Origin of the sequence: Brevundimonas sp. (assembly GCF_035626975.1) — a bacterium.
Taxonomy (GTDB): Bacteria; Pseudomonadota; Alphaproteobacteria; order Caulobacterales; family Caulobacteraceae; genus Brevundimonas.
Genome location: NZ_DASPMQ010000040.1, coordinates 16,636 through 31,398 on the forward strand (window position 1 = coordinate 16,636; position 14,763 = coordinate 31,398).

17 protein-coding genes are annotated in these 14,763 nt (G+C 67.3%); 13 read left to right on the forward strand and 4 right to left on the reverse strand.

Translation table 11 applies throughout. From position 1 onward, the window contains the following. Positions 1-86 precede the first annotated feature (86 nt). The 3 genes from VEB62_RS11050 to VEB62_RS11060 are packed head-to-tail and all read right to left on the reverse strand — an operon-like array spanning position 87 to position 3,981. Positions 87-1,685, reverse strand: a complete 1,599-nt coding sequence (locus tag VEB62_RS11050) for a sensor histidine kinase (RefSeq protein ID WP_324799348.1) — start codon at positions 1,683-1,685, stop codon at positions 87-89. Beyond that, positions 1,682-2,392 (reverse strand): response regulator, encoded by a 711-nt coding sequence (locus VEB62_RS11055; protein ID WP_324799351.1) that lies wholly within the window; start codon positions 2,390-2,392, stop codon positions 1,682-1,684. The genes VEB62_RS11050 and VEB62_RS11055 overlap by 4 nt, the downstream gene beginning before the upstream one ends. Positions 2,393-2,394: 2 nt before the next feature. Further along, complete coding sequence (locus VEB62_RS11060) at positions 2,395-3,981, reverse strand: DUF4153 domain-containing protein (protein ID WP_324799354.1); 1,587 nt, start codon at positions 3,979-3,981, stop codon at positions 2,395-2,397. Positions 3,982-4,337: 356 nt separating this feature from the next. Here VEB62_RS11060 and VEB62_RS11065 point away from each other — a divergent pair, with 356 nt between their 5' ends. From VEB62_RS11065 to VEB62_RS11100, 8 genes are all read left to right on the forward strand, one after another. Further along, entirely contained in the window at positions 4,338-5,678 is a 1,341-nt protein-coding gene (locus VEB62_RS11065; RefSeq protein WP_324799357.1) for a tyrosine-type recombinase/integrase, read from the forward strand. Continuing rightward, the gene (locus VEB62_RS11070) at positions 5,675-6,367 is read left to right on the forward strand and encodes a hypothetical protein (protein WP_324799361.1); all 693 of its coding nucleotides are present in this window, start codon (positions 5,675-5,677) and stop codon (positions 6,365-6,367) included. The genes VEB62_RS11065 and VEB62_RS11070 overlap by 4 nt, the downstream gene beginning before the upstream one ends. Positions 6,368-6,489: 122 nt before the next feature. Beyond that, a complete protein-coding gene (locus tag VEB62_RS11075) occupies positions 6,490-6,681 on the forward strand; it encodes a helix-turn-helix transcriptional regulator (RefSeq protein ID WP_324799363.1) in 192 nt (63 codons plus the stop codon). After that, the gene (locus VEB62_RS11080; protein WP_324799365.1) at positions 6,681-6,821 is read left to right on the forward strand and encodes a hypothetical protein; all 141 of its coding nucleotides are present in this window, start codon (positions 6,681-6,683) and stop codon (positions 6,819-6,821) included. Before VEB62_RS11075 ends, VEB62_RS11080 begins: the two co-directional genes overlap by 1 nt. A gap of 332 nt (positions 6,822-7,153) precedes the next feature. Continuing rightward, positions 7,154-7,339, forward strand: a complete 186-nt coding sequence (locus tag VEB62_RS11085; protein ID WP_324799368.1) for a hypothetical protein — start codon at positions 7,154-7,156, stop codon at positions 7,337-7,339. Positions 7,340-7,592: 253 nt separating this feature from the next. Continuing rightward, a complete protein-coding gene (locus tag VEB62_RS11090) occupies positions 7,593-9,008 on the forward strand; it encodes a replicative DNA helicase (protein ID WP_324799370.1) in 1,416 nt (471 codons plus the stop codon). Then, positions 9,005-9,952 carry a DUF1376 domain-containing protein gene (locus tag VEB62_RS11095; RefSeq protein WP_324799372.1) on the forward strand — a complete coding sequence of 316 codons (948 nt, stop codon included), beginning with the start codon at positions 9,005-9,007 and terminating at the stop codon, positions 9,950-9,952. Before VEB62_RS11090 ends, VEB62_RS11095 begins: the two co-directional genes overlap by 4 nt. After that, positions 9,949-10,326, forward strand: coding sequence for a hypothetical protein (locus VEB62_RS11100; protein WP_324799374.1), 378 nt, complete (start codon positions 9,949-9,951; stop codon positions 10,324-10,326). The genes VEB62_RS11095 and VEB62_RS11100 overlap by 4 nt, the downstream gene beginning before the upstream one ends. Positions 10,327-10,833: 507 nt before the next feature. On the opposite strand, the gene VEB62_RS16710 is transcribed toward VEB62_RS11100, so the two are convergent. Further along, entirely contained in the window at positions 10,834-11,103 is a 270-nt protein-coding gene (locus tag VEB62_RS16710) for a hypothetical protein (protein WP_414642033.1), read from the reverse strand. Between the two features lie 25 nt (positions 11,104-11,128). Here VEB62_RS16710 and VEB62_RS16715 point away from each other — a divergent pair, with 25 nt between their 5' ends. From VEB62_RS16715 to VEB62_RS11125, 5 genes are all read left to right on the forward strand, one after another. Beyond that, a complete protein-coding gene (locus VEB62_RS16715) occupies positions 11,129-11,368 on the forward strand; it encodes an HGGxSTG domain-containing protein (RefSeq protein ID WP_414642036.1) in 240 nt (79 codons plus the stop codon). Then, entirely contained in the window at positions 11,358-11,498 is a 141-nt protein-coding gene (locus tag VEB62_RS11110; protein WP_324799378.1) for a hypothetical protein, read from the forward strand. Before VEB62_RS16715 ends, VEB62_RS11110 begins: the two co-directional genes overlap by 11 nt. Positions 11,499-11,687: 189 nt before the next feature. Beyond that, positions 11,688-12,377: a hypothetical protein gene (locus tag VEB62_RS11115; RefSeq protein ID WP_324799380.1), complete on the forward strand. Its 690-nt coding sequence runs from the start codon at positions 11,688-11,690 to the stop codon at positions 12,375-12,377. Positions 12,378-12,491: 114 nt separating this feature from the next. Then, the gene (locus VEB62_RS11120; RefSeq protein ID WP_324799383.1) at positions 12,492-13,064 is read left to right on the forward strand and encodes a hypothetical protein; all 573 of its coding nucleotides are present in this window, start codon (positions 12,492-12,494) and stop codon (positions 13,062-13,064) included. 11 nt (positions 13,065-13,075) lie between these two features. After that, complete coding sequence (locus tag VEB62_RS11125; RefSeq protein ID WP_324799386.1) at positions 13,076-14,515, forward strand: hypothetical protein; 1,440 nt, start codon at positions 13,076-13,078, stop codon at positions 14,513-14,515. The last annotated feature ends 248 nt before the right edge of the window (positions 14,516-14,763 follow it).

Sequence of the window (14,763 nt, forward strand, 5' to 3'; positions counted from 1 at the left end):
CCCGCGCATGCCGGGCGAGCCCTCCCGCGCTCGGCGCGGGTCAACCGGGATGAAACGGGATTGTTCCCAAGGGCTTCCAAGAAATTTCAGGTCGCGGGCGGTGCGGCTCCGGCGGCGGGAAAGCCGAGCTCGAACACCGCTCCCCGATCGGAGGGCCGCAAGTCGAGGGTGGCCTGGTTGGCGGCGAGCAGGGCGCGGGCGATCGACAGGCCCAGACCAGCCCCGCCCTCGCCCCGCCGGGTGGTGAAGAAGGGTTCGAAGATGCGCCGGGCGTCGGCGGGGGCGACCCCGGGACCGTCGTCGCTGACGGTCAGCATGACCAGTTCGCCGGCCTCGCGCGCCTCGATCCGCACCGTGGTGGCGCCCGCCTGACGGCTGTTCTCAAGCAGGGTCGAGACGACCATCTCCAGCGTGGCGGCGGGGGCGGCGACCGGCGGCAGATCGTCCGGCAGGACGAGGTCGACGTTCAGGTCCGGAGCCCGCGCGTCCACGGCCTTTCTCAGGGCGGGGCGGAGGTCGACCGCCAGCCCGGCCTCGGGACGGGCCATATCCGCCCGGGCCAGATCCAGCAGGCGCGTGACGAGGGCGGAGAGCCGGCGGCCGTCGGCGGCGATATTGTCGAGGAAGCGGCGGCGCTGGGCGGGCTCCATGCCGTCGCCGTGGTCCTGCAGCAGTTCGACCGCGCCCTGTATCCCCGCCAGCGGGGTCTTGAACTCGTGGCTGACGGCGGCGGCGAAGTCGCGCAGGTAGCGGGAGCGCCGCTCGACGGCCTCGGCCATGCGGCCGAAGTCTTCGTACAGGGTGCGGATCTCGACCGCCGCCGTGGCCGGGGGCGGCGGCAGCGAGCCGGCGCCGGAGGTGACGTCGCGGGCGGCGCGGCTGAGCGCCTCGATGGGCCGGGCGATGCCGCGCGAGACCAGAACGGCGAGCAGGGCGATCAGCGCCAGGGTGCCCCCGGCGCCGAGCCCGATCTTGATGCGGTCCTGGTAGATGCCGCGGAACAGGGCGCGGGGCGAGCGGGAGGTCAGGATCACCCCCCTCACCTCGCCGCCGACGACCACCGGCCGGGCGTGGTGGATGCGCAGGGCGGAGGCGCGGCTGAGCCATTCCATCGAATAGCGCGGATGGTAGGAATCGTTGCGCCGCAGCACCGTCTGCGCACGGCCGGCGAGCGCGGCGCGGATCTCCGGGAGGTCGCGCCAGCTGCCTCCCTCGCCAAAACCCTCGACCACGACGCCCGAGCGATCGAGGAAGATGATCGAGGCCAGGGTGGTCTGGCTGGTGCGCTCCATCACCGGCGCCAGCCGCTCGCTGACGATGACGGCGGCGGGATCGGCCGGGGCCCGGGGCGCGCCGGGCGAGGGACGGGCCGGCAGCACCGGCGTCGAGCCCAGGTCGATCGTGGCCGGCTCGGGCCGGTAGTAGCCGGGCGCGTCGCGGCGGACGGCGTCCGGGTCGAAGACGGGCGCGCCCGGCCAGAAGGTTTCCGCGGTCGCGGCGAGGGTCGCGGCCTGGGCGACCAGTTCCGCCTCGGTCTGGCGCACCAGGGTGTTCTCGTAGACCCTGAGGAAGATGGCGCTGATCCCCGGCAGGATGGCCGCGAAGAGCAGCACCGACAGCAGGATGGTGCGCAGCCTCAGCGCCGGCCAGTGCGCCCGGAGCCAGGCGCGCAGGCGGCCGATCACGCCGGTCCGCCGAGGCAGGGTCCGAGCTGGTAGCCGACCCCGGCGCGGGTCTCGACCACGTCGGTCCCGCCGGCGGCGGCGAATTTGATGCGCAGGTTGCGGACGTGGCTGTCGATGGTGCGGTCGGTCATGGCGAAGCCGGGGCCATGGACGCGATCGATGATGGCGTCGCGGCTGAACACCCGGCGCGGGCCGTCGGCCAGCACCCGCACGATGCTGAACTCGGTCACCGTCAGGGGCACCTCGGCGCCGTTCCAGCGGGCCCGCCAGCCGTCGGCGTCGAGCGTCAGGCGGCCATGGGTCAGCATCCCTGACGGCTCGACGGGCGGCGTGCGCGCGGTGCGGCGCAGAATGGCGGCGACGCGGGCCACGACCTCGCGCGGGCTGAACGGCTTGACCACATAGTCGTCGGCCCCGAGCTCGATGCCCAGCACCCGGTCGATCTCGTCGTCGCGCGACGACAGAAACAGCACCGGCAGGTCGCTCCGGGCGCGGATGCGGCGGCAGACCTCGATCCCGTCCATGCGCGGCATGTTGATGTCCAGCACCACCAGATCGGGGGCGTGGGCGGCGATATCGGCCAGCGCCGCCTCGCCGTCCGCCGCCTCGCGCGTGGCGAGGCCGGCCTTCTGCAGCGCGAAGGTCAACAGGTCGCGGATGTGCGGGTCGTCGTCGACCACAAGGACGGTGCGCTGCATGGCGGTCATGTTCAGGCTCCCGGTCTCGAGGTCAACGGCTGGACCGGAAAGGCTTGTCCCGAGAGGACCGGAACCGGCGCCGGGAGCGACCCGGGCCGACCCTCCCGGTCGCGGGGTCCGGGCCGCGGTCCCATGAGGGGGCGATCCCTCGTCAGCGCCTCGATCCGCTCCAGCCGGCGCGCGTCGCGCCAGGTCCAGACACGCCAGTCCGACTGCCGGCGTCGGACGTCGGCGTGAAGTTCGGCCCGCACGGCGGCGGCGCGGTCCCGCAGCTCCGGGTCGCGGGCGGTCTGCTCCAGCTCGACCAGCGAGACCAGCGCCGGGGCGCCGAGGAAGCGGAGATAGTCGAGATCCAGTTCCGCGCCCGTGCCGTCGATCTCGCGGGCGTGACGGACGTTCCACGCGGCGGCGACCGCGCCCAGGTCGACCGTGCTGACCGCCGCCAGCACGACCAGCATCAGGCGGACGTTGGCGTCGATCAGCCAGTGCCCGTCCTTGCCACGCAGCATCCGCCAGAGGATCAGCAGCAGGCCGGCGGCGACGAGGACCATCCAGATCATCGCGGCGATGCGGAAGCGGGTCAGGGCGTAGGCCTCGATATAGTCGGCGGTCCGCAGCAGGCTGGAGGCCACCAGCAGCATGTTCTGGCCGACCCAGAGCACGACCAGGGCGCGGACCAGCGGCCTTTTCGCCGTCTCCGAGCCGGGCCGCAGCGCGACCAGCACGAACAGGCCGGCCAGCAGGGCGGTGGCGATCAACGGATAAGCCCCGCGGTGGGCGTACTCCGCCAGCGTCACGCCCTCCGGAAGCTCTGCACCGCTCCACAGGAAGGCCAGGTCGAGGCCGTTCTGCAGGGCGAACAGGGCGTTGAACACGACCAGCGACAGGGTGATCGAGGCCCCGGTCACGCCCGGCATCCGGGCCCCCGCGAAGGACGGCAGGGCGATCAGCTTGCGCCGCCAGCGCGGCCTGAACGTCGCGCCGACCGTCAGCAGGACAAGGCCCCAGAACCAGGCGCGGAGGATGGTCTCCACCGAGAAGGCGGGCAGGCGGACCTGGTCGAGGGCGTCGGAGATCAGCGGATTGGCGCTGGCGAACAGCATCAGGAAGACCGCCCCGCCGATGAGGGGCAGGACCAGCATCTTAACCAGGGTCCACAGCGACAGCCCGCCCCGCCGGCTGCGGCGGCGCGGGCGGGTCAGCCGGACGAGATCGATCACCGGACCGACCGCGGAGACGACGCCGTGCACGATCAACCGCTGGGCCCAGCGCCACACCGAATCGCCCGCCCGCACCCGCGCAGACAGGACGGCGACGCTCAACATCAGGCCGAACAGCGCCCACGCCAGCGGACCGGGGCGATCGACCAGCACGAGGGCCAGCAGCACAGCGGCGGCCATGGCGAAGAGGGCGCGGGGGTCGCGGGCCAGGCCGGGTCGGACGAAGACAACGCCGATCCCCCAGGCCAGGGCGAAGGCCCCGAGCGTGGCCCCGGCCGGATGGATGAAGAACAGCGCATCGGCCAGACCGGCCAGCAGGACGCCGACGCCGACCTTCAGCCAGAAGGACGCGCGGGTGAATGGATGACTTCGCAGCATGAACCGCCTCCCCTTTCGAGGCCGCCGTTGTCGCGCGGCGGGGTCCAGACGTGCGGGGGACCGGGAGGAGGTTGCACGCAGGCCCGGTGCAGAAGCGGTGCAGTGGGGGATGGCGACCCCGGCAGGACTCCAACCTGCGACCTCGGCTTTAGGAAAGCCCTTATCCCCCGATCCAAGGGCATCCATCCCCGTCTATAATCTCCTGTGCTGGCGGGCTCTATTGTCTATCCCGGTCAATCAGCGCACATAGCTAGCAAGGTGTTTTGTGTCCCCCGCTTCGGTTCGGGGACACAGGCCGCCCGGATATTCGGACAACTTGTCCGAATAAGTCCGAACGTCTGGCGACGGGAACAATCATGGCGCGGGTCTTTCTGACCGATAGCGCGGTCAAGGCGGCGAAGGCCGAACCGGGCAAGCGGCTAGAGCTAAGCGACACCGGAACCCCTTGGCTGTGGCTGAGGGTCACGGACGCTGGCGTGAAGTCGTGGGTGCTGCGCTACCGGAACGCCAAGGGCGAGGCTCGCCGGTTCAAGTTCGGCGATGCGGCGACTATGAGCCTCAAGGCCGCTCGCCAGAGGGCCGCCAGTCTGAAAGCCGACATAGACAATGGCGCGGACCCTGCCGCCGCAAAGCGTCAGGTCAGGGCGGAGGCTCAGTCCCTGACCATCCGCACCGTTGGCGATCTGCTGGACGCATACGAGAAGGCTTGCGCCTCGGGCGAGTGGAAACCGAAGAAGAAGAAGAAGCGCGCTTCGACCATCGCTTATGAGAAGCGGCTGACTGATCGGCATATCCGCCCCGTCATCGGTAAGCTGGCCGTCGTGGACGTGAAGCGGGCCACGGTTAAGGCCCTGCTGCGCGGGATGATTGACGCCGGGATAGGGGCACAGACCAACCGCGTTCACGCGATCATCCGCCAAGCCTTCAACTTCGCGATTGCGGAGGAACTATTGCCAGTCAACCCGGCTATGGGCTTCGACACCTTCCACGACTCCAAGCCCCGGCAACGCATCTGGACGGATGCTGAGCTTAAGGCGGTGTGGCCGGTCCTGCGCGAACCTACGAACCTCAAGGATGCGGAGGGCGAACCGGTCTATGTCGGTCGCCCTGTCGCCATTGCCTTGCAGCTCTGCGCCCTGCTCTTGCAGCGCCGGAGCGAGGTCGCGGGCATGGCCCTATCCGAGCTGGACCTAGACGGGGCCGCGTGGCTGATACCGGGCGAGCGGATGAAGGCCGACAAGCCGCACCGCGTTCCTCTCCCACCCCACGCCCTGAGCCTGATACGCGAGGCCATTGCCTTGGCCGCGCTCCGCACCAATGAGCCGCTAACGGTCGTGTTCCCCTCCCCGTCTGACGTTCATTCGGCCATCACGGCGGATAGCCTGACCCACGCCCTAGCCAAGCTGCGGCCCGTCGCGGGTATCGAGGGCGTGACGGTTCACGATCTGCGCCGCACGGGCTCAACGCTGATGACCGGCGAACGGCTGGGCGTCTCTCCGTTCATCCGGTCCAAGGTGCTGGGCCACGGGTCGGACGCGGGCGGCGGGGCTTCCGTGTCGATGCTCCACTATGACGCCAACGAATATCTAACCGAGAAGCGGCGAGCCCTAGAGGCTTGGGAAAACCTGCTGCTTGAAATCGTCGGGGAGCGCGAGCGCGCCTCAAACGTTACGCCCATGCGGGAGGCCGCGCATTGAGCATCGCTGATCTGAAAGAAGCCATACGCCCCACGGCTGCGGAGGTAGCTGAGGCGCGTGAGCGCGACCCCGGCGAGGGCATGGTTGCCGCGCTGGTTCGGACGGCGATGGCGACGGTGTTCACGTTGGCGGAGGAAGGAATAACGCTGGGGGTCACGCGCGGGACGCTGACCAATGAACAGTATCTAGACGCCCTATGGCCGCCAGCCCTCGCACTGGCCGAACGACAAGCGCCCGGCTCCCGCGCACACATGGCCGCTGAGCTACTCGGGATGATCTGCACCCTGTTTGACCATTGGCGGGCTTTGGCAGACCGCGACCTCGCTCCTAGCGCTGTCGATTTCAAGAGCCTCAACCTGTCGTTGGCAATCGGCTATCGCGCCGGGATGCTGACCCTTGATGAAGCTGGATTGTTCGACGTTGCCGGGAAAGCGGAGAAGGCGAAGCAAGGCCGGTCGGACGCCATCCGAAAGCGGAATCTCGAAAAGACCGCGTGGCATGAACCGGCGCTCGCCCTCGCTCGCCGTCACCGTCAGACCTTCCCGCACCGGGCGACGGCCCAAATAGCTAGCGTTATCGACAACGACGCCTCTATTCACTCGCCTAGCCCTACTCAGGTGCTGGAAACCCTGCGGGAATGGGAGCGGACCGGTAAGCTTCCGAAGCGAAAACGGGCGGGCGAAAAGTAGGGGCTCAGTTCTGAAAGGTTCGGGTTCTGTTCTGTGCCCCGGCGCGGGCCGCTGAACCCTCCGCCATCTTCCTTGTCGAACCGGGGGCAAACACGCCGAACCGGTGACAAGGAACGCACCTGATGGCGGACGAAACCCCCCGGTTTGTCTCTATCCCTCAGTTCTGCGAGCGAACCACGCTCTGCCGACAAACAGTCTACAACATGATCGAACGGGGCGAGATTGCGCCGCCGGTTCGCCTCACGCCAAACCGCGTCGCCTTCCCGGCTCCCGTGGTCGATGCGTGGTTCGCCTCTCGCGCGGAGGCCGCATGATGCGTCTGGACGCCAACAAACTGCGGCGCTTCATCGCCGCCGCTCGCCAAGGCTTCGGGTCTGCCCGTCGCCAGCAAGCCGCCCGTATCGCTATTTTCCGCCGCGCTTTCGTCGCCGCTCGCAAGACGGGGGGCGCTTGAAACATGACGCACAGTGAAAAGCCCGCCACGCGGGCAACGCGGGCAGGCCTCTCGGTCGTTCATTTGTCTGGCGAGGACAAGGAACAACGTAGCGGGAGCCGGACCGAAACTCAAGGGACGGGCTCCTGTCCCCTCTTCAACCCCAAGACCCGTGACGCCGCCTTGCACACGGCGAACGAACTCAACGCCGCCGCCGTCCGTCATCGGCAATCCGCACTCACTAACCCCGACGCCGGGGCTGTCCTGCATCGGGTCGCTGCCCTCTACGCTCAACAGGCTGCTGATTGGTTCAGGCGTGCGGACACGCTGCCCTCGATCATGGGAGCGGCGCATTGACCTACCCTAACACCACGCCCGGCTGTGGAGTGAAGGCTCAAACCTCTACGATCATCCGGGGCCTTCGAGCTCAAGCCAACGATGGTCGCCTGCCGCTTCGCCACCAACTGGCGGCGTTCGTCGCCATCCTCGCCGCGCTGCTTATCGCCCTCTCCCTCTGGATCAAGGGGGACAGCCAATGACCGCGCCTCCGATGCGAACCATTGCGACAATCCCCCTGCCGCGCGACTGCGAACTGCGCGCCATTCTGACCGAAGAGCGGGGGGAGCCCGTCTTGGATCTCCGCGTCTACTGGCCCCCAGAGACACCCGCTCGGGTGCGTATGCCGCGAGGCGGAGTGGCCGTTCCGCTCTCCCAACTGCCGACCCTAGCGCTCGCCCTCAGTGAGGCGGAAAGCCTCGCCCGGTCGATGGGCTTGATCGGCGGTGACGACGCATGACCGCTCAGAGCCTTCATGCGCTCGCGTCCAGCTACACCACGGCTCCGCAGTCCGACGCATGGCTTGAGGCGCAACAGGCCGCTATCGGCGTCATGCTGTTGGACGCGGACGCGGCGCACCGTCTGGCCCCACATTTAGCACCCCACCACTTCGGAGAGCCCGCATTTAGCGCCATCGCCGGGGCCATCGACAAGCTGCGGGCGGACGGCAAGCGGGTTGACGCTGTGACCGTGAAGGATGCGGCCCCGGAAGCGGTCGAGGCGCTGGGAGGGTTTCACCAGCTCGTGACCCTTATGGACCAAGCGCCGATCACCCCGGCCATTGTCGATCACGCGGCCATCGTGACCGACCAATATGCCCGCCGTGAAATGGCGCGGCTATGTGGCGAGGCGTTCAGCGACGACGGCCCGGCAACCGAAGTCCTGTCCCGTCTCAAGGGGCAGCTTGAGGCCCTAGCATGCGAGGCTGCACCGGAGCCGACGACGGCGATTGACGCCCGCTCCTCTGCGCTGGCGATGCTGGCGGAAAAAGTCGCGGACCAAAAGGCGGGGCGGATGCGCGGGGCCGCTACGAGTCTGCACTGCTTCGACCGTCGCCTAGGCGGTCTGGTTCCCGGCTGCTTGCTGGTCATCGGCGGCCGCCCGTCGATGGGCAAGACCGCCTTGATGCGCTCGGCCATGTATGGGGCCGCCCGCAATCAACCCGGGGATCTGTTCGGCGTGTTCTCTCTCGAAATGGACGACGCGGAAGTGTCGGAGCGGGCGGTTTCGGAGCTTTCGATTGATGAAGCCGCGCCGGTCGAGACGGACGCCCTGCACAAGGGGTTGGTGAAGGCTGACCGGCTGGTGGGGCTGATCGAAGCTGCGGACGCCATCCCGTCAAACCTGCTGATCGACTGCCGGGGAAGCGTGTCTGTGGACGACGTTCGTAAGGCGGTGTGGGCTTGGAAGCGCAAGGGCAAGCTGCGGGCTGTCGCTATCGACTACCTGCAACTCATGCGCCGCCCCCGGTCCGACGGCCGGAACGACGCCGCCGTTATCGGTCAGATGACACGCGAGCTTAAGCAACTCGCTCGGGACGCCCAAATCTGCATCGTCCTGCTGTCGCAACTCTCGCGTCAGGTTGAGCAGCGCGAGGACAAGCGCCCCACGATGGCCGATCTGCGGGAGTCAGGGACCATTGAACAGGACGCCAACGTGGTCCTGTTTCCCTACCGGGAAGCCTACTATCTGGAGCGGGCGGAGGTGCCGATTGGCAAGCCGGGCCGGGCAGAATGGGAAATGGCCTTCTATGGCTGTCGCACCCGGCTAGACGTGATCTGCGCCAAGGTCCGGCAAGGGTCCATCGGGACGGACGTTCAGGAGTATGAGGCCGCCTTTGACGCGATCTCCAATCCGGGGGAACGCCGATGACCGCAACCCCGATCACGAAGCTGGGCCACGCCAAGACGCGCCCTTGGCACAAGCGCTGGCATGGCAACGCCCTCAATGGGTACCGCCCGCTCTCGCTTGAGGAGCGAGGGGCCTACACGACGTTCCTGGACACCATGTACGACCAAGGCGGCCCGATCCGCGACAACAAGTGGAACCTCGCCAATATCCTCGGCACCGATCCCCGCGTGACGAGCCGCCTTCGGACGCGTTTGATCGAGACCGGGAAGCTGGTCGCGGTCGCGGATGATGATGGGGAATGGCTCGTCAATGACCGTGTTCAGCAAGAGCTAGGACTACCAACTAGCGACCTACTTACGCCGGACCTAGGCCGAACATTGCCGATAGCTACGGCGGACGTAACTGATAGCGCGCTCCAAAACGCCAACGAAAACAGTAAATCGGCCGAAGCTGGCGGGTCCAAAAGTGCCTCTAAGAAGAAGAGGATAGAGAAAGAAACCCCTACCCCTTCGGGTTCGGGGGTCTCAGAGGCTGTCCGGGTTTGGAATGAGGCTGCAGTCCGCGCCGGACTTCCCCGCTGTCTCGGCCTGAACGACAAGCGGGAGAAGTCCATTGCCGCCCGCCTCGCCGATCATGGCCCGGATGGCTGGGCGAAGGCCGTCCAAGCTGTCGAGCGGTCCCGGTTCTGCTGCGGAGAAAATGACCGCAAGTGGAAGGCAGGGATTGATTACGTCGCAAGCCCGGCGGGCTTCCTCAAGCTGATTGAAGGCACATGGGCGGCAGACCGGGAGACGAGCGGCCCCGCCATCGTGGTCGATATTGAAGACGTGTGGCGCGAGCGGCTCGCCCGGCACCGTGAAAGCAACGGGCGGTTCTGGAAATCAGCGGATTGGGGTCCCCGCCCCGGCGAGGAAGGCTGCACCGTCCCGCCTGCCCTACTAGCCGAAAGGGGGGAAGCCGCATGACCCGGGACCTCCGCAAACAGGCGCGCGGACCTCGGATGGTGAACGGGGAGAAGCGCAACGAGACGGTCAAGGCCTCGATCACCTATAGCGAGCTTCAACGAACGGACGCCAACAGGGCTCGCCTAGGAATGTCACGCGCCCTCTACGCGGCCACGGCGCTGGAGGCGATGAACGATCTGGTAGAGTCCGGATCCGTCCCGACCGGCCCGATGGAACATTGGCAACAGATAGCCGTGGCCGCTCGGGGCTCGCTGATCGCCATGCGAGATCAGGTTGACCGGCAGATTGAAGCGCTCGGAACGATAGCTCTGGCGGCAAGCGGAGAGATCGCAGCGACGGAAGCCGAAGCGGAGGGCGAGCGCCATGCAGCCTGATCGGACCCGCAAACTCCCGATAGAGGGCCTTTCCCGCTGGCTAGGCCCCGTCAAACTCAGCGGCATGGAAACCCGCCACCAATGCAGCGGAGGCCCCGCATGACCAAGGCGAAGGCCCCGGCCAAACCGGGGAAGCCCGACCCCTCGGAACGGGAGGCGACGGAGGGCAAGGCCGCCGCAAGGCGGGTGATTGATGAGCGTGACACCCGCGCCGCAAGCCGGTCGGCGTTGCCGTTCATGGAGGGCGCATGGACCGACGCGGGATGGGTGTCAGTAACGTCGTCCCATAACGATACGAACATTTGGACCGCCGCGCTGGTGGAATCTCTCGGGGTCAACGACCCTCGGGCTGGTAGCTTCCTGCTGGTCGGCGCACTCAATGGCGGATGGTCGCCAACCAAGCCGCATGACGAGGCTTCGGCACAGGCTTTCGGCCAAGCGGTAGAGTGCGCCCTAGCGTTCGTGAGCGACATGCAGCCGACGAACGCCGTTGAGGCCGCGCTGATCCTACAGATGGCCGCCGCGCACAACGCCACCATGACATTGAGCCGTCATGCCGCTCGCGCCGATGACCGGGAAGAACTGAGCGAGCACACCCGGATGATGAACGCCACCATGCGGACGTTCACGGCGCAGGCCGAAGCCCTGCACAAGCTCCGCACCGGAGGGAAACAGCAAGTTGAGGTCCGACACGTCTATGTCGATGCGAGAACCCAAACCGTCTTCAAAGCTGGGGGTCAGGGGGGAATCGTCCCCGATTATCTCCAACAACCCCATGCACCCGCTGGCGGAGCCCTTGGTTATGCGCCTCCGCAGGGCTTGCCGGTGTGGGGCGAGAACGCGCGCGGGGACGCCCTGCCAGTCGCCAGCGATCAAGGGGAAGCGACGTTGCCGGATGCACGGAGGCAAGAGCCCCGGAGCACCGCGCGGCGAGGCGAACGGAAACTACGTCCGGGGACGCTGGACGCAACAGACCATCGCGGCGAGGGGAAGCGTTCGGGCTCTCGTCAAAATGTGCCGGGAGACGCTGCGTGACCTGTGACCCAGACGAGACGGGGGACGGCGAGACCCCGGACATTGACCCGGCTGAGTTCCCGGCGATCATCGCCCACCTTCGGGAGCATGACGCCGCCGCCTATGTCGCCGCCGTGGTTCGACTGCTGTTCGACTAGCCAATGGGTTGCGCGGAGGCGGTCGTTGATCTCGCCGAGCCTGAGTTTTCCCGCACGGTAAAAAGGGCGCGGGCCTGAGTTCCGGCGGCCCCGTAATCGGCCCCTGTTTCTCCCGTTATCGGCCCTTTCCTGCTGGCGCAGCTCCCGCAGTGTGGGCGGCATGGAAACCCGCGCCGGAGCCGTTGCGACATGGGCATGATTTACACGCAAGACACCGACCGCAAGAACCAGACGCCGGTCAGCGCGACCAACCCGCTTCCAACGACCACTGCGGGTGCGGCGGCCGACGGTGCGGCGGCCACGGCCAATCCGATCCCCGTCGGTGGCAAGTTCAACACCACGCGCCCGACGTACGACAACGGCGACCAGACAGTTCTTCAGGCCGACAGCCGGGGCAACATCGCCGTGGCTCTCTACACCGGCGGGACCCCGGCGGGCATCGCGGCGGCCACTGTCGTCACGTTGGTTTCTGCGGCTACGGTCGGGCTGGACACCAGAGCCTATCAGTACAAGGCGGACGGCACCGGCTGGAGGGCGGATAGCCGTCCCGCCTCATCCTCGTTGCTGCCCTCTGCTGCGGCCTCGGTCAACGCCACTATCGTCAAGGCTGCTGCTGGAGACCTTCATCGCCTCTCCGGCTACAACGCCGCCGCGTCGGTCCGCTATCTCAAGTTCTACAACAAGGCCACGGAACCGAGCGAAGCCGACACGCCCATCCTGATCTACGCGCTTCAGCCTACGTCCGACTTCGCCATAGACGCAGGCGGCTTCTACTGTTCGGCGGGCATCAGCTACCGCATGACGACTGGCGCGGCCAACAACGATACCGGCGCGCTGACGCTGGCTGACATCGTGGCGCTGACGGTGACGTACGCCTGATGACCCCGACGAAGCCCCTAGCTGTGGCCCATTCCGCCTTCGCTCCTGACCCGAACTGTAAGGCCTTCGGCCACACCCCCTCGCGACAACTCACCGTCGAAAAGGCCCATTGATATGTCGTTCTCCCTCGGTGGCGGAAAGAACAAGTCCAAGTCCAGCGAACAGTCCAAGTTCAGCCAGACCAACACGCTGTCTAACCGGGCGGCGGGCTTGCTGGGCGGCGGGATCAGCGATCTTCGCGGCAAGTCCTACAAGGACTTCGACCCGGCTTCGCTCGGAAAGTTCCAAGATCCCTACGCGGCGGACGTTCGCGACGCCACTTTGGCGCAAATGGACCACGCCGATAGCGTCGCCTTCACCAAGCTCAAGGACCAGATTGCAGGCTCCGGAGGTTTCAACAACAGCCGCCGGGGCGTCATGGAGGCCGAGCTTGCCGGGCAGCAGGCCCGTGACCGGGCGTCGATGATCGCCGGAATGAATCAGCAGGGCTGGCAACAGGCTCTCGAAGCCGCGTTGGGCGAGAACCAGAACCGCAACACCTACGACCTCGGCACCCAAGACCTGATCACCCGCCTGCTTTCGGAGTTCGGCAGAGAGGGGACGTCCAGCGGAACGTCGAGCGGCACGTCGAAAAGCTCGGGCACAAACCTCGGGTTCAGCTTCTCCCCGTTTGCCCCGCAAAAGTGAGGCGCTGACGCATGGCCCGTAAACCCCAACGCACTCCCGACCCGCCCACCATCGAAACCCTGTTGCAGGAGATTGAGAAGCGCGAGGGACCGGAGTTCCTTTCCTCGGTCATCTCGAACCGGGGCACCGGCAACGCGCCACCCTCGAGCCCCATGCGCGAAGGCCTGCCGGTTCTGCGAGAAATAGAGGACCGGTTCGCGGCCAATCCCGGCATGACTGAGCCTCCCGCCGGCGCGCGCTCGCCGGACAGAACCGCGAACAGGTTCGGGGGCCTGTTGGCCTCGGGTACGCCAGCGTCCGGCGCGACGGGTCGTGGACCTGTAGACGTGAACCAGCCCAAGCCGGGCCTTCTCGGGATGGGATCACCTAAATATGGCGGGTTGCTGAGCCAAACACCGCCCCCGCCTCGCCCCGCGCCGCCCCAACCGGCCGCCCGATCGTCGCTGGCCCGTGCCGGAAACTTTCTTGACGACCTATTCCTCGGGGGCGCCGCAGGCGAACGTCGGGACGAACGCCGGACCCGTGACGAAAACCGCGCCGCCGCCGCTGCCCACCGCGACGCGTTCGCCTTCGCCAGCCAAGGGCCGGGAGGCTTCAACCCGGACCTCTATTCCGCCCGCCTCGCATCGCTCGGGCAGGCCCCGGATATGTCCGGCCTCATGAACCTTGAGGGAATGGAAGACAGTCAGGATGTGCGCGGGTATCGCGGACGGCAAGAGCGCCGGGGCGTAGTCGCCGGAGCCGTGGCCCCGACCCTCACGATCCCGCCCGACCAACGCCCCGGTGTGATGGGCAACGTGGCCGAATATCTGCGGAACCAAGAGGGTTACGAGATTGATCCGGCTATGGACCCGCGCGCCGCTGTCGGCGTCGGTATCGGTGCGGGCGCGTATCTGGACAACGACCGGGGCGACCGCTCGCTGGCCGAGCAACAGCGCCAAGCCCAAGCGGGAGAGATGTTCCGCGAAAGGGACTTGGGCTTCCGTGAAGGTGAAAGCGAATGGGAGCGGCGGTTCCGGGAAAGCCGAGCGACAGCGGACGACCTGTACCGGGAACAATCCCTAGACGTTCAGCGTCTTGGCATCTCGACGCCGAACACAACGGCGGACGTTGTTGCACCGATCCTGAACCAGATTGCGACGCAGGGGGAGGAGTCGCTCAATCCCGGCCAACTCGCGATATGGGAAAACTACAAACGCCAACAGCAGCTCGGGCCGTTTGCTGGTCTGCCCGGCTTCGGCGGCGCTCCCCCGGCCAATCCTTACGCCGCTCCGGCCGCCGCTGGACCGCTGCAGGCTCGTCCGGCCCCGAACACACCTGCTCGCGCTGCACCCAGCGGCGACGGGACGGCGGGCAACCCTGCGCGCCCGCAATCGCAAGCGGACCTCGATGCGCTCCCGGCGGGCAGCTACTTCCTCGATCCCGGCGACGGCGCGCTGTACCAAAAATGACCTTTCAAGAGCCCACCCGCCGTCGCTTGAGCGGGGGCGTCCGCGTTGGTGAACCGGCCACCTCTCCTCCGGCTCCGTCCCTTTCGACGGGACGCCCGGCGCTGGCTCATGACTCGCGGCGCATCGCCCGCTTTGACACGGACGCCGGCCCCGCATGGGTTTCCGCCGTAAACGATGATGGCCCTTGGGTTCGGACCAGTGACGGGCGATCCGCGCCGCTTAGTAGCTTCTCAGGCGTACGGCCGGTC

What these genes read in the sequence shown, in the direction of transcription:
- VEB62_RS11055 (WP_324799351.1), bottom strand. Translation starts at nt 2,392, where the DNA reads ATGACCGCCATGCAGCGCACCGTCCTTGTGGTCGACGACGACCCGCAC.
- VEB62_RS11060 (WP_324799354.1), bottom strand. Translation starts at nt 3,981, where the DNA reads ATGCTGCGAAGTCATCCATTCACCCGCGCGTCCTTCTGGCTGAAGGTC.
- VEB62_RS11065 (WP_324799357.1), top strand. Translation starts at nt 4,338, where the DNA reads ATGGCGCGGGTCTTTCTGACCGATAGCGCGGTCAAGGCGGCGAAGGCC.
- VEB62_RS11075 (WP_324799363.1), top strand. Translation starts at nt 6,490, where the DNA reads ATGGCGGACGAAACCCCCCGGTTTGTCTCTATCCCTCAGTTCTGCGAG.
- VEB62_RS11080 (WP_324799365.1), top strand. Translation starts at nt 6,681, where the DNA reads ATGCGTCTGGACGCCAACAAACTGCGGCGCTTCATCGCCGCCGCTCGC.
- VEB62_RS11090 (WP_324799370.1), top strand. Translation starts at nt 7,593, where the DNA reads ATGACCGCTCAGAGCCTTCATGCGCTCGCGTCCAGCTACACCACGGCT.
- VEB62_RS11095 (WP_324799372.1), top strand. Translation starts at nt 9,005, where the DNA reads ATGACCGCAACCCCGATCACGAAGCTGGGCCACGCCAAGACGCGCCCT.
- VEB62_RS11100 (WP_324799374.1), top strand. Translation starts at nt 9,949, where the DNA reads ATGACCCGGGACCTCCGCAAACAGGCGCGCGGACCTCGGATGGTGAAC.
- VEB62_RS16710 (WP_414642033.1), bottom strand. Translation starts at nt 11,103, where the DNA reads ATGGGGTTGTTGGAGATAATCGGGGACGATTCCCCCCTGACCCCCAGC.
- VEB62_RS16715 (WP_414642036.1), top strand. Translation starts at nt 11,129, where the DNA reads ATGCGCCTCCGCAGGGCTTGCCGGTGTGGGGCGAGAACGCGCGCGGGG.
- VEB62_RS11115 (WP_324799380.1), top strand. Translation starts at nt 11,688, where the DNA reads ATGGGCATGATTTACACGCAAGACACCGACCGCAAGAACCAGACGCCG.
- VEB62_RS11120 (WP_324799383.1), top strand. Translation starts at nt 12,492, where the DNA reads ATGTCGTTCTCCCTCGGTGGCGGAAAGAACAAGTCCAAGTCCAGCGAA.
- VEB62_RS11125 (WP_324799386.1), top strand. Translation starts at nt 13,076, where the DNA reads ATGGCCCGTAAACCCCAACGCACTCCCGACCCGCCCACCATCGAAACC.